This is a genomic window from Streptomyces sp. NPDC085946, assembly GCF_044540485.1.
Taxonomy (GTDB): Bacteria; Actinomycetota; Actinomycetes; order Streptomycetales; family Streptomycetaceae; genus Streptomyces.
On sequence record NZ_JBITSF010000007.1, the window covers coordinates 95,609 to 108,591 of the forward strand.

Sequence of the window (12,983 nt, forward strand, 5' to 3'; positions counted from 1 at the left end):
GGCACAGGTCTACTCGGTGGAGGTGGCCTTGAGCGCCAGCCACAGCTCCATCCGCACGTCCGGGTCGTCCAGCGACCGTCCGAGGATCTCCTCGACCCGCCGCATGCGGTAGCGCAGGGTGTGCCGGTGCACGCCGAGGTCGGCCGCCGCCGCGTCCCACTGGCCGTGCCGCGACAGCCAGGCCCGCAGCGAGGCGACCAGGTCGCCGCGCCCGGTCGCGTCGTGGTCGTGCAGCGCCCGCAGCAGCCCGTCGGCGAACGCCCGCACCGCGTCGTCGGCCAGCAGCGGCAGCACCGACCCGGCCGCCAGCTGCTCGTGCTCCACCAGGACCCGGCCCCGCCGCCGCGCCACCGACAGCGCCTGCTCGGCCTGCTTGTAGGCGGCGGCCGCGGTGATCGGCCCGGCCGGGGCGGACAGCCCGACGACCAGTTCGTCCTCGCCCGCGCCCTGCTCGGCCACCGTGCCGGTGCGGGCCGCCTCCAGCGCCGCCGCGTAGTCGCCGCAGGCCGCGACGGCCGCGCCCTCGTCCGCGGCCAGCACCACCAGCCGCTCCCCCTCCGGCACCACCAGCACCGCCTCGCCCGCCCGGGCCGCCGCGGACTCCACCACGTCGGCGAGCGCCCCGAGCAGGTCCCCCCGGGCGTCGGCGGCGGCCAGCGCGGCCGCCGAGGCCGGCTTCGGCGCGGGCACCCGGACCTCGGCGTCGATCTGGGCCCGGGCGGCCGACGCCGACGCGGACTCGGCGACCAGCACCCGGAACGGGGCGTCCAGCAGGTCGCCGTACAGGCCCCCGGCGACCGCGCGGGCGTGGTCCGGCTCCCCGGCCAGCAGCATGCGCAGCACCGCCGCGCCGACCCGCTGCTCGGCCGCCTGGAGGGAGCGGGAGCGTTCCGTGGTCAGGGTGAGCAGGGCGACGGCCGAGTGCACGGCGTACCGCTCGGCGGTGCCGAGGGCCGCGGCCGTGCCGACGGCGAGGGCGGCGCGCGGGCGCCGGCCGGTGCCGAGGGAGTGCAGCTCGACCCGGTCCTCGTTCTCCGGCCCGCCCACCACGGCCGAGGCGGGCGCGGGCCCCTCCCGCAGCCGGCGCACGTCCGCCGTGAGCCGCGCGGCGCGGCGGCCCGCCCACTCCGGGGCCGCGGCGACGACGGCGCCGGAGGCGTCGTACAGCGCCGCCCACCCGTCGACCTGCGCGGCCAGTGCGGCGAGCAGCCCTTCCGGTCCGTCGGTCAGCGCCTGCCTGGTCAGTTCGCGCTGCGCCGCGAAACCCGCCGTCACGGCCCGGTACTGGTCGGCGGCGATCGCCGCGGACACCGCCTTGCTGATGGCAAGGAACGGGGTGCGGCGCGGCACCTCCAGCAGCGGCAGCCCCTCCTCCTCGGCCGCGTCGACCAGGGCCGCGGGGATCTCCTCGTAGGTGACGCCGACGGCGAAGCCGATCCCGACGACCCCGGCGCCGGCCAGCCGCCGCACGTACCGGCGCATGGCCTCGGGGTCCTCCGCGTCCAGCTTGAGCGCGGTGATCAGCAGCAGCTCCCCGCCCTCCATGTAGGGCACGGGGTCGGCGAGCTCGCTGACGTGCGCCCAGCGGACGGGCACGTCGAGGCGGTCCTCGCCCGCGCGCACGGTCAGTCTGAGCGCGGAGTGCTGCACGAGCGAGGCGAGCGTCGGGGGCATGAGGCCTTCAGGTCGTCAGGACAGGGAGATCGGCGTGGATCTTTTGGCCGGGACGTATGAACGGCCTGTGTCGATTCTGCCTCACTGTACGGTCCTCGCGCCGCGCTCCGGGCGGCAGGGGTCAGCCGCGCAGGTCCACCAGCAGCGGCGGCGCGTGCTCGCCCTGCACGGTGGTCAGCGACAGCACCGCGTGCCCCGGCGGCACCGCGTGCGCGAGCTCGGAGGCGGACCACCGCTCCCGCTCGACCTGGCGGACGGTGACCGCCCGCGCGGTCGGCGCCTTGCCGGTGATCACCCGGCGCAGCATGTGCACGGCCTTGCCGGCCGGGGTCTCGGCGATGATCTGCCGGTCGGTGACGTCCCGGGCCTCGGTCCACTCCTTGCCCCACACCTCGGCGAAGTCCTGCCCGTCCCACGGGGTGAGCCCGGACAGCGCCACCCGGCACCCGGTGGAGCCGAGCAGCGGCCCGCGCAGCGGGCGGGGCACGTCGTCGAGGGTGCGCAGGGTCAGGGCGACCCCGGCGTTCGCGGACCGCAGCCGCTGGATGCCGCGCACGGCCTCGGGCGTCACCACGCCGGTGGCGTCGTCCAGGAGCAGGCAGGCGAACAGCGAGCGGTCCTCGCGGACGCCGACGCTCGCGGTGAACTGGGCGAGCACCAGCCGCGCCAGGATCCGCGAGGCGTCGGCGTGCCCGCGCTCGGGCAGGTCGACGCGCACCCGCACCGGGTGGTCGAGGGCCTTGAGGGAGAACGGCCGCGAGGCCCCGGAGGTGTCGAAGAAGCCGGCGAAGGCGGGCCGGTCCAGCAGCGCGACGCGGTCGGCGAGCACTCCGCCGACGTCGCCGGGGTGCCCCATCTGCCGCTCCCGGGCGTCGAGTTCGCGCAGCAGCGACTCCTGCCCGGACTCCTGGAGCCCCTGCCGCAGCGCGGCCAGCGGCCCGGGCGCCCCGTCCAGCAGCTGCCGCAGCTCGGGCACCGACGGGAAGCGCCCGTGGACGGCCCGGAAGGGCCCGAGCAGCTGGGCGAGGACGGTGGTGGACCGCCGGCTGTCGCTGCCGGGGTGCGGGTCGGCGAGGTCTCCGACCAGCGCCTCGGCGAGCACAGCGGCGGCCTCGTCCGGGTCGGTCGTCCCGCCGTACAGGTCGAGGTCGTGGACGGAGTCCGGGTTGCCGATCCGTACGACGACGTCGTACGCGTCGGCCGGGCCCAGCCCCGCGCCCGCCGCGCCGACCACGACGACGGCGGCCCGCCCGGCCAGCGCGTGCAGGCACAGCGACTCGGCGAGCGGCCGCACGATGCTGCCGGTCTTGCCGGAGCCGGCCGGCCCGACGGCGAGCAGGGAGGTGCCGAGCAGGTCGGGGCCGAGGGCGAGGCCGGTGCCCCGGTAGGCGTACGGGTTGCGGGGGTCGTCGGCGGTCGTGCCGAGCCGGACCTGGCCGGTGAACAGGTCGTGCCGGGCCTGCCGGGCGGGCAGGTCGCGGGCGCCGGAGGGGTGGGGGCAGGCGGCGGCGCCGTCCCGGAGCACGGCGCCGGTGAAGGCGGCGAGGCCGTGCCGGCCGCTGCGCACGCCCTGCCAGGCGCGGCTGATCCGGGCGTAGTCGACGTCCCGCATCAGCCCGGCCCGGGCGTCGGCGGCGAGCCGGTCGGCCGCGTCGGGGGCGCCGGCGGCGCGCAGCTGCGGCCACTGGGCGGGGTCCTCGCCGGGCGCGGGCGGCGGCTCGGCGCCCGGGGCGGTCCGGTACCAGGCGGGCGGTCCGTAGCGGCGCCAGACCTCGCCCCAGCGGCCCAGCCGGCCCACGAAGACCATGAGGGCGAGCGCGATCAGCGCGTAGTAGCCGTACCAGAGGACGGCGTTGCCGACGGCGTCGTTGCCCTCGCGCCAGGAGTCCGGGGTGAACAGCTCCAGGGGCAGCACCCACCAGCCGCCGAGGTAGCCGTTCCACAGCAGCGACCAGATCAGCCAGCCCACCAGGAACGCGATGAGCGCCCCGCTCAGCAGCTGCCGGCCCGGGATCTGCTCGGGCTCCTCCGCCGGCCGGGGCCGGTGCGCGAACCGCCACACGCCGGGCCGGGCCTCCGGCCGGGGCGTCCGCAGCCAGGCCAGGAACGCCGAGCCGTCCGGGCGGGGCGGCGCCCCCGGGGGAGCCGGCACCCCCGGCGGCAGCACGGGCCGCGGCGGCGGCGCGTACTCCGGCGGTTCCGCCGGGCGCGGCACAGGATTCGCATGCGTACCCCGCGCGTCCCGCGTCCCGTCGCTGTCCATCGCCCCTGCCCCCTGACCAGCCGCTCCGTCCACCATCGCCGAGCCAATCTAACGCCCGGGCAGGGCGAGTTCACCGCTTACGCGGCCGGTACCGGGGAGACTCGGTCCCGCGCAGCTATGTCCACGGCGGACAACGGGCACCGCCGACACCGCCCACATGGAGCATGCCCACTCCTCCCCACCGGTCCTAGCCTGCGGGAAGAGAAGGCAAGGAACCGCAACACCCCCCAGGAGCCCCGCATGACCGCACTTCCGCAGGAGCGCCGCGTCGTCACCGCCATTCCCGGCCCGAAGTCGCAGGAGCTTCAGGCCCGCCGCACCGCCGCGGTCGCCGCGGGCGTCGGCTCCGTGCTGCCGGTGTTCACCGCGCGCGCGGGCGGCGGGATCATCGAGGACGTCGACGGCAACCGCCTGATCGACTTCGGCTCCGGCATCGCGGTGACGAGCGTCGGCGCCTCCGCCGAGGCCGTGGTGCGCCGGGCGTCCGCGCAGCTCGCCGACTTCACCCACACCTGTTTCATGGTCACGCCGTACGAGGGGTACGTCGAGGTCGCCGAGGCCCTGGCCGAGCTGACCCCGGGCGACCACGCCAAGAAGAGCGCCCTGTTCAACAGCGGCGCCGAGGCCGTCGAGAACGCGGTGAAGATCGCCCGCGCCCACACCAAGCGCCAGGCGGTCGTCGTCTTCGACCACGGCTACCACGGCCGGACCAACCTGACGATGGCCCTGACGGCGAAGAACATGCCGTACAAGCACGGCTTCGGCCCGTTCGCGCCCGAGGTGTACCGCGTGCCGGTCGCCTACGGCTACCGCTGGCCGACCGGTCCGCAGAACGCCGGCCCCGAGGCCGCGAAGCAGGCCATCGACCAGATCACCAAGCAGGTCGGCGCGGAGAACGTGGCCGCGATCATCATCGAGCCGGTGCTCGGCGAGGGCGGCTTCATCGAGCCGGCCAAGGGCTTCCTGCCGGCGATCGTGGAGTTCGCCAACGACCACGGCATCGTCTTCGTCGCCGACGAGATCCAGTCCGGCTTCTGCCGCACCGGCCAGTGGTTCGCCTGTGAGGACGAGGGCATCGTGCCGGACCTGATCACCACGGCGAAGGGCATCGCGGGCGGTCTGCCGCTCGCCGCCGTGACGGGCCGTGCCGAGATCATGGACGCCGCGCACGCGGGCGGCCTGGGCGGCACGTACGGCGGCAACCCGGTGGCCTGCGCCGGAGCGCTCGGCGCCATCGAGACGATGAAGGAGCTGGACCTCAACGCCCGGGCGAAGAACATCGAGGCGATCATGAAGGGCCGCCTCACCGCCATGGCCGAGAAGTTCGACATCATCGGTGACGTCCGCGGCCGCGGCGCGATGATCGCCATCGAGCTGGTCAAGGACCGGGCGACCAAGGAGCCGAACCCGGAGGCGACCGCCGCGCTGGCCAAGGCCTGCCACCAGGAGGGCCTGCTGGTCCTGACCTGTGGCACCTACGGCAACGTGCTGCGCTTCCTGCCCCCGCTGGTGATCGGCGAGGACCTGCTGACCGAGGGCCTCGACATCATCGAGCAGGCGTTCGCGCGCATCTGAGTCGCCGTCCTCGCAGGTGAGCCGCCCCGGATGTGCGGCCGGGGCGGCGACCGGCAGAGGGTGTGAAGAACGTGTGCGGGGTGGATGACAGGAGCCCTTCCGCCCTGTCGCGGGGCCACCCCCTGTCGTACGTTCTTACCCAGATGAGAGATACACCCCGCCCACAGGGGACTGTGGGTGGCATCAGGCCGGGGCCTCCCCAGCTTCGACCTGGTCGTGCCCTCGCGCACACAACCCGGAGCCCCGCTCCGGAATCTCCTCACCGATCGGACGGTCGCCCGCCCCAAACCCCCCGGGGCGCGCGACGTTCCGGTCCGGTCGGCCGCCCCGGAACCACCCCCCCTGTTCCGGGGCGGCCGACCTCCCCTCTCCTCCCTCTCCCGCCCCGTCGGGCGCGTCCCTGCGCGACGGGGCCCGCGGCCCGGGAGCCGGCGGGACCCGTGCGCCGGTGCGCCGGGCGGTGCTGACAAGCTGGACGCCGTGTCGTCCTCTCCCGCTCCCGGTCCGCGAGCGGCCCTCCCCGCCCTCCTCCTCGGCGTCCCGGCCGTCCTCTTCGCGCTGATCACCTGGCAGGTCGTGGCCGAGGGGCCGCTGCTGCGCGCCGACGAGCGCGTCAGCCGTGCCCTGCTCCGCCCGGACGGCCTCTCCGGCTTCCTCGCCGACCTGGGCAACGTCCCCGTCGCGGTGCCGGTGCTGGCCGCCGCCCTGGCGTACGCCGCCTTCCGCGCGCGTGCCGCGGGGACCGGGCGGTGGTGGCTGCCGTCCGCCGCGGGGGCCCTGCTCATGGCGCTCGTCCCGGCGGTCGTGGTCCCGCTCAAGGAGCTGACCGACCGCCCGGGGACCCCGGTGACGCCGGGCACCGGCTTCTACCCCTCCGGGCACGCCGCCACGGCCGCCGTCGCCTACGGTGCCGCCGCCCTGCTCCTGCTCCCCTGGCTGCGCGCCGCCGCCCGCCGGACCGTGGTCCTCTCCGGCGCCGCCCTCACGCTCGGCACCGGCTTCGGACTCGTCCGGCACGGCTACCACTGGCTCCTGGACGTCGTGGCGAGCTGGTGCCTGTGCGCGGTCCTGCTGACCGGCCTCGCGCTGCTGCTCGGCCGGCGGCAGGACCCGGGCCCGCACCGGCCGCGCGGGCGGCCGACGACGGGGCGGTGAGGCCGGGGGCGGCCGGACGGCGGCCGCGAGCACGGCGGCGAAGGGGCCGGCGCGGTCCACGGCTGCCCCTGGGGGCGGGGCACCGGAGGGTGGAGCCCGCCCGGCCGGTCCGGACCGGTTCGGCCGTCCGGGCCTCGCGCCGCTAGCCGCCGTCCGTCCTCGCCGGGCCCGCCGCCGCCTCGTGCATCGCGAGTTCGAGGAGCACCGGGTCGGTGAGGGTGCCCGAGCCGTCGGGGGAGACCAGCCAGCGGACGCCGCCCGTCGCCGCGCGGCCCGGGTACGGCACGACGATCCACGTGCCGCGCCCCGCGGCGCGGATGCCGGTGCCGAGCCAGCGGGACGCGGTGCCCGGCGGCACGAAGAAGCCCGTGCGCGCGTCCCCGGAGCCGGCCAGCACCGGGCCCGGCCGGTCCAGGACGCGGGTCAGCACGTCGAGCGTGGGACGACCGAGCGCACCCGGCAGGATCAGCACGTCCCAGGCCCTGCCCGCGGGCAGCAGCGCGACTCCGTGCGGGTTGCGCTCCCACTCCCGGCGGCAGGCCCCGGGGTCGGGTGCGACGGATGCCAGCCACTGGACCGCCGTCTTGGCCGCAGTCATCAGGGAGACCTCCCTCTCTCGTGGACGCGGTCGCGTCACGGGGAAGAGGGAGGCCCCCGGTGTCCATTACGCGGGTTCCGGCACCTCGTCGGGGTGAACCGGCCCGCGCCCGCGCGCCCGCCGCGTCAGCTGTCGAAGCCCAGGCCGAGCCGGTCCATCGTGCGCAGCCACAGGTTGCGCCGGCCGCCGTGCGCGTCGGCGCGGGCCAGCGACCACTTGGTCAGCGCGATGCCGGTCCAGGCGAACGGCTCCGGCGGGAACGGCAGCGGCTTCCTGCGGACCATGGCGAGCTCCGTGCGCTCGGTGCGCTCCCCCGCCAGCAGGTCGAGCATCACCTCGGCGCCGAAGCGCGTGGCGCCCACGCCGAGGCCCGTGTAGCCGGCCGCGTACGCCACCTTGCCCTGGTGGGCCGTGCCGAAGAACGCGGAGAAGCGGGAGCAGGTGTCGATCGCGCCGCCCCAGGCGTGCGTGAAGCGGATGCCCTCCAGTTGCGGGAAGCAGGTGAAGAAGTGCCCGGCGAGCTTGGCGTAGGTCTCCGGGCGGTCGTCGTACTCGGCGCGCACCCGGCCGCCGTACGGGTAGATCGCGTCGTAGCCGCCCCACAGGATCCGGTTGTCGGCGGAGAGCCGGAAGTAGTGGAACTGGTTGGCGCTGTCCCCGAGTCCCTGCCGGTTCCTCCAGCCGACCGACGCGAGCTGGCCGGCGGTGAGCGGCTCGGTCATCAGGGCGTAGTCGTAGACCGGGACGGTGTAGGAGCGGACCCGCTTGAGGAGGTTGGGGAAGACGTTCGTGCCGAGCGCGACCCGGCGGGCGCGCACGCGGCCGTAGGGGGTGCGGACGGCCATGCCGGCGCCGTACGGCTTCAGGGTCAGCGCGGGGGTGTGCTCGTACACCCGCACCCCGAGGCGCAGGCAGGCCCGCTTCAGGCCCCAGACCAGTTTGGCGGGGTTGAGCATGGCCACACCCCGGCGGTCGTGCAGGCCCGCCCGGAAGGTCGGGGAGTTCACCTGCTCCCGGACCGCGTCGGCGTCCAGGAACTCGACGCCGCCGGCCAGGCCCCGCCGCTCCATCTCCTCGTACCAGTGGCGCAGTTCCTCCGCCTGGTAGGGCTCGGTGGCGACGTCGATCTCGCCGGTGCGTTCGAAGTCGCAGTCCAGGCAGTGCCGGGCGACCGCCTCCTCGATGGCGTCGAGGTTGCGCTCGCCCAGCTCCTGGAGGGTGTGGATCTCGTCCGGCCAGCGGGCCAGCCCGTTGGGCAGCCCGTGGGTGAGGGAGGCGGCGCAGAAGCCTCCGTTGCGGCCCGAGGCGGCCCAGCCCGCCTCGCGGCCCTCCACCAGCACCACGTCCCGCCGCGGGTCGCGTTCCTTGGCGACGAGCGCGGTCCACAGTCCGCTGTAGCCGCCGCCGACGACCAGCAGGTCGCAGGTCTCGGAGGTGGTGAGGGCGGGTTCGGGGCGGGGCCTGCCGGGGTCGTCCAGCCAGTACGGGACCGGCTGGGCGTCGGAGAGGGATTTCGTCCAGTTCTTCGCACTGCTCATGGCGCTCGGGGCCATGATTTCAACTCCCTACAGGGGCTTATGCCTTCTGCTTGCTTCTGCGGTTGCCGATGACCATGGAGGTCAGGACGAGCAGCACGGCGATGACGAACATGGCCGTGCCGACGACGTTGATCTGCACGGGCGTGCCGCGCTGCGCCGAGCCCCAGACGAACATGGGGAAGGTGACGGTCGAGCCCGCGGTGAAGTTCGTGATGATGAAGTCGTCGAAGGAGAGCGCGAAGGCGAGCAGCGCGCCCGCCGCGATGCCGGGCGCGGCGATCGGCAGCGTGACCCGGACGAACGTCTGGAACGGGCCGGCGTACAGGTCCTGCGCGGCCTGCTCCAGCCTCGGGTCCATCGACATCACGCGCGCCTTGACCGCCGTCACCACGAAACTGAGGCAGAACATGACGTGCGCGATCAGCACCGTCCAGAAGCCGAGCTGGGCGCCCATGTTGAGGAACAGGGTGAGCAGCGAGGCGGCCATGACGACCTCGGGCATCGCCATCGGCAGGAAGATCAGCGAGTTGACGGCGCCGCGGGCGCGGAAACGGTAGCGGGCCAGCGCGAACGCGATCATCGTGCCGAGGGCGGTGGCGCCGAGCGTCGCCCAGAGGGCGATCTGGAGGCTGAGCGACAGCGATCCGCACAGCCCGGAGACCCCGCAGGGGTCCTTCCAGGCGTCCAGGGAGAACCGCTGCCACTCGTAGTTGAAGCGCCCCTTGGGCTGGTTGAAGGAGAACACCGTCACGATGACGTTGGGCAGCAGCAGGTAGGCGAGCGTCAGCAGTCCCGCGATGACGACGAGACGGCGCTTGAGCCAGGTGACCAGGCGCATTTAGACCAGATCCTCCGTCCCGGACCTGCGGATGTAGAGGGTGACCATGAGGAGGATCGCCGCCATCAGGATGAAGGAGAGGGCCGCGGCCGTCGGGTAGTCCAGGATCCGCAGGAACTGCGACTGGATGACGTTGCCGACCATGCGGGTGTCGGTGGAGCCGAGCAGGTCGGCGTTGACGTAGTCGCCCGCGGCCGGGATGAAGGTCAGCAGGGTGCCGGAGACGACGCCGGGCATCGACAGCGGGAAGGTGACCTTGCGGAAGGTGGTCCAGGGGCGGGCGTACAGGTCGCCCGCCGCCTCGTGCAGCCGGGGGTCGATCCGCTCCAGCGAGGTGTACAGCGGCAGGATCATGAACGGCAGGAAGTTGTACGTCAGACCGCAGATGACCGCCAGCGGGGTGGCCAGCACGCGGTCGCCGGCGGTCAGGCCCAGCCAGCTGGTGACGTCCAGGACGTGCAGCGTGTTGAGGGCGCCGACGACCGGGCCGCCGTCGGCGAGGATCGTCTTCCAGGCCAGGGTGCGGATCAGGAAGCTGGTGAAGAACGGCGCGATCACCAGGATCATGATCAGGTTGCGCCAGCGGCCCGCGCGGAAGGCGATCAGGTAGGCCAGGGGGTAGCCGAGCAGCAGGCACAGGACCGTCGCGGTGCCGGCGTAGAGCACCGAGCGGACGAACTGCGGCCAGTACTCGGACAGGGCGTCCCAGTACGTGGCGACGTGCCAGGTGACCTCGTACCCCTCCTCCAGGGAGCCCGTCTGCACGGACGTGGAGGCCTGGTAGACCATCGGCAGCGCGAAGAAGACCAGCAGCCACAGGATGCCGGGCAGCAGCAGCCAGTACGGGGTCCAGCGGCCCCGCCTGCGCGGCGTGCCGGTCTTCGGCGCGGCGGGTGTCAGGGGCGGGGGCGCCTCGGTGAGCGTGGCCATCAGGCGACCTCTTCCTCGATGCCCGCGTCGGCGTCCTGCGCCGCGTCGAGCCCGAAGGTGTGCGCCGGGTTCCAGTGCAGGACGACCTCGGTGCCGGGCACCAGCCGCGGGTCGCGGTCGATGTTCTGGGCGTAGACCTCGAAGTCGGAGCAGACCGGGCTGTCGACGACGTACTGCGTGGAGACGCCGATGAAGCTGGAGGCGGCGATCCGGCCGGTGATGCGGTTGCGGCCGGCCGGGATCTCGCCGGCGTCGTCGGCGTGGGTGAGGGAGACCTTCTCCGGGCGGACGCCGACCAGGACCCTGCCGCCGGTCGCCGTGGGCGCGGAGCACCGCGCCTCGGGCAGGACCAGCTTGCCGCCGCCCGCCTTCAGCACGATCTCGCCGCCGCCGCTGCTGTCGACCTCGGCCTCGACGAAGTTGGAGGTGCCGAGGAAGTTCGCGACGAAGGTGGTGCGCGGGTTCTCGTACAGGTCGCTGGGGGCGCCGAGCTGCTCGACGCGGCCCGCGTTCATCACGGCGACCGTGTCGGCCATGGTCATGGCCTCCTCCTGGTCGTGCGTGACGTGCACGAAGGTGATGCCGACCTCGGTCTGGATGCGCTTGAGCTCCAGCTGCATCTGGCGGCGCAGCTTCAGGTCCAGGGCGCCGAGCGGCTCGTCGAGCAGCAGCACCTTGGGGTGGTTGATCAGCGCGCGGGCGACCGCGACGCGCTGCTGCTGGCCGCCGGAGAGCTGGTGCGGCTTCTTGCGGGCCTGCTCGCCGAGCTGGACCAGCTCCAGCATCTCCTCGACCTGCTTCTTCACGCTCTTGATGCCGCGCCGGCGCAGGCCGAACGCGACGTTCTCGAAGATGTCGAGGTGCGGGAAGAGGGCGTAGGACTGGAAGACGGTGTTCACCGGCCGCTTGTACGGCGGCAGGGCGGTCACGTCCTGGTCGCCGAGCGCCACGGTGCCGGTCGTGGGTTCCTCCAGGCCGGCGATCATGCGCAGGGTGGTGGTCTTGCCGCAGCCGGAGGCGCCGAGCAGGGCGAAGAAGGTGCCCTCGGGCACGGTCAGGTCCAGCGGGTGCACGGCGGTGAAGGAGCCGTAGGTCTTGCTGATCCCGGAGAGGCGGACGTCGCCGCGGTTGTCGGTGGTCTTCATCGTCGTCACGCCCCAGTGAGCTTCGCGAACTTGACTTCGTAGGCCGTCTCTTCCTTCGAGCTCAGGGAGCGGAAGGCGCGGGACTTGGCCTGCATGGCCTTGTCGGGGAGGATCAGCGGGTTGTCCGCCGCGTCCTCGTCGATCTTCGCGAGCTCCTCCTTGACGCCGTCGACGGGACACACGTAGTTGATGTACGCGGCGAGCTCGGCGGCCGCCTCCGGCTCGAAGTAGTAGTCGATGAGCCGCTCGGCGTTGGTCTTGTGGCGTGCCTTGTTGGGGACCAGCAGGTTGTCGCTGGACGTCATGTAGCCGCTGTCCGGGATGAGGAAGTCGACGTCCGGGCTGTCCGCCTTGAGCTGCACGACGTCACCGGCCCAGGCCAGGCAGGCCGCGAAGTCGCCCTTGGTGAGGTCGGAGGTGTAGTCGTTGCCGGTGAAGCGGCGGATCTGGCCCTTGTCGACGGCCTTCTGCAGCCGGGCGATCGCCGCGTCGTAGTCGTCGTCGGTGAAGTCCGCCGGGTCCTTGCCCATGTCGAGCAGGGTCATGCCGACCGTGTCGCGCATCTCGGTGAGGAAGCCGACCCGGCCCTTGAGCCTGGGGTTGTCGAGCAGGTCGGAGACCGACGTCACCTCGACGCCGTCCAGCGCCTTCTTGTTGTAGGCGATGACCGTGGAGATGCCCTGCCAGGGGTAGGAGTAGGCGCGGCCCGGGTCCCAGTCGGGGTTGCGGAACTGCGGCGACAGGTTGGTGAAGGCGTGCGGCAGGTTCGAGGGGTCCAGCTTCTGCACCCAGCCGAGCCGGATGAGCCGCGCGGCCAGCCAGTCGGTGAGGACGATCAGGTCGCGGCCGGTGTCCTGGCCCGCGGCGAGCTGCGGCTTGATCTTGCCGAAGAACTCGTTGTTGTCGTTGATGTCCTCGGTGTACTTGACCTTGATGCCGGTCCGCGCGGTGAACGCCTCCAGCGTCGGGTGCTTCTTGCCGCTGTCGTCGACGTCCATGTACTCGGTCCAGTTGGAGAAGCTGACGGTCTTCTCCTCGGCCGAGTGGTCCTCGCTCGTCCCGCCGCCCTGCGTCCTGCCCGCCGGGGGGATGCCGCAGGCGCTCAGCGCGCCGAGTCCGCCGGCCGCGAGCGCGCCGCCGGTGGAGGCCCGCAGCAGCGAACGGCGGGTGAGAGCGGCCCGGCCGTTGCGCAGACTGCGCCGCATGGCGGCCACCTGGGCCGGGGAGAGGCGGTCGGGCTCGTACTGCTCCATGCGCGTGGTGCCCT

General features: G+C 73.7%; 10 protein-coding genes. 2 read left to right on the forward strand and 8 right to left on the reverse strand.

The genetic code is table 11. The features are described from left to right. Positions 1 to 9: 9 nt before the first annotated feature. Positions 10 to 1,674 carry a PucR family transcriptional regulator gene (locus tag ACIF8T_RS16290; protein WP_400035478.1) on the reverse strand — a complete coding sequence of 555 codons (1,665 nt, stop codon included), beginning with the start codon at positions 1,672 to 1,674 and terminating at the stop codon, positions 10 to 12. A gap of 121 nt (positions 1,675 to 1,795) precedes the next feature. Next, a complete protein-coding gene (locus ACIF8T_RS16295; protein WP_400035480.1) occupies positions 1,796 to 3,937 on the reverse strand; it encodes an ATP-binding protein in 2,142 nt (713 codons plus the stop codon). A 240-nt stretch (positions 3,938 to 4,177) separates the two neighbouring features. Between ACIF8T_RS16295 and gabT the strand changes: the two genes are divergently transcribed. Beyond that, the gene (gene gabT, locus ACIF8T_RS16300) at positions 4,178 to 5,512 is read left to right on the forward strand and encodes a 4-aminobutyrate--2-oxoglutarate transaminase (protein ID WP_400035482.1); all 1,335 of its coding nucleotides are present in this window, start codon (positions 4,178 to 4,180) and stop codon (positions 5,510 to 5,512) included. A gap of 480 nt (positions 5,513 to 5,992) precedes the next feature. Further along, on the forward strand, positions 5,993 to 6,667 hold the full coding sequence (locus ACIF8T_RS16305; RefSeq protein ID WP_400035484.1) for a phosphatase PAP2 family protein: 675 nt from the start codon (positions 5,993 to 5,995) through the stop codon (positions 6,665 to 6,667). A gap of 142 nt (positions 6,668 to 6,809) precedes the next feature. On the opposite strand, the gene ACIF8T_RS16310 is transcribed toward ACIF8T_RS16305, so the two are convergent. The 6 genes from ACIF8T_RS16310 to ACIF8T_RS16335 form a co-directional block, all read right to left on the reverse strand. Beyond that, positions 6,810 to 7,265, reverse strand: coding sequence for a hypothetical protein (locus ACIF8T_RS16310; RefSeq protein ID WP_400035486.1), 456 nt, complete (start codon positions 7,263 to 7,265; stop codon positions 6,810 to 6,812). A 125-nt stretch (positions 7,266 to 7,390) separates the two neighbouring features. Next, complete coding sequence (locus ACIF8T_RS16315; protein WP_400035488.1) at positions 7,391 to 8,818, reverse strand: NAD(P)/FAD-dependent oxidoreductase; 1,428 nt, start codon at positions 8,816 to 8,818, stop codon at positions 7,391 to 7,393. Positions 8,819 to 8,840: 22 nt separating this feature from the next. Then, entirely contained in the window at positions 8,841 to 9,641 is an 801-nt protein-coding gene (locus ACIF8T_RS16320) for an ABC transporter permease (RefSeq protein WP_400035490.1), read from the reverse strand. Continuing rightward, the gene (locus ACIF8T_RS16325) at positions 9,642 to 10,571 is read right to left on the reverse strand and encodes an ABC transporter permease (protein ID WP_400035492.1); all 930 of its coding nucleotides are present in this window, start codon (positions 10,569 to 10,571) and stop codon (positions 9,642 to 9,644) included. Then, complete coding sequence (locus tag ACIF8T_RS16330; RefSeq protein ID WP_400035494.1) at positions 10,571 to 11,725, reverse strand: ABC transporter ATP-binding protein; 1,155 nt, start codon at positions 11,723 to 11,725, stop codon at positions 10,571 to 10,573. Before ACIF8T_RS16330 ends, ACIF8T_RS16325 begins: the two co-directional genes overlap by 1 nt. Continuing rightward, positions 11,722 to 12,969 carry a spermidine/putrescine ABC transporter substrate-binding protein gene (locus tag ACIF8T_RS16335; RefSeq protein ID WP_400035496.1) on the reverse strand — a complete coding sequence of 416 codons (1,248 nt, stop codon included), beginning with the start codon at positions 12,967 to 12,969 and terminating at the stop codon, positions 11,722 to 11,724. Before ACIF8T_RS16335 ends, ACIF8T_RS16330 begins: the two co-directional genes overlap by 4 nt. Positions 12,970 to 12,983: the final 14 nt, after the last annotated feature.

Excerpts from the sequence above, each read along its gene's own strand:
- ACIF8T_RS16325 (WP_400035492.1), bottom strand. The coding sequence starts at position 10,571 with ATGGCCACGCTCACCGAGGCGCCCCCGCCCCTGACACCCGCCGCGCCG.
- ACIF8T_RS16290 (WP_400035478.1), bottom strand. The coding sequence starts at position 1,674 with ATGCCCCCGACGCTCGCCTCGCTCGTGCAGCACTCCGCGCTCAGACTG.
- ACIF8T_RS16310 (WP_400035486.1), bottom strand. The coding sequence starts at position 7,265 with ATGACTGCGGCCAAGACGGCGGTCCAGTGGCTGGCATCCGTCGCACCC.
- gabT (WP_400035482.1), top strand. The coding sequence starts at position 4,178 with ATGACCGCACTTCCGCAGGAGCGCCGCGTCGTCACCGCCATTCCCGGC.
- ACIF8T_RS16320 (WP_400035490.1), bottom strand. The coding sequence starts at position 9,641 with ATGCGCCTGGTCACCTGGCTCAAGCGCCGTCTCGTCGTCATCGCGGGA.
- ACIF8T_RS16295 (WP_400035480.1), bottom strand. The coding sequence starts at position 3,937 with ATGGACAGCGACGGGACGCGGGACGCGCGGGGTACGCATGCGAATCCT.
- ACIF8T_RS16335 (WP_400035496.1), bottom strand. The coding sequence starts at position 12,969 with ATGGAGCAGTACGAGCCCGACCGCCTCTCCCCGGCCCAGGTGGCCGCC.
- ACIF8T_RS16315 (WP_400035488.1), bottom strand. The coding sequence starts at position 8,818 with ATGGCCCCGAGCGCCATGAGCAGTGCGAAGAACTGGACGAAATCCCTC.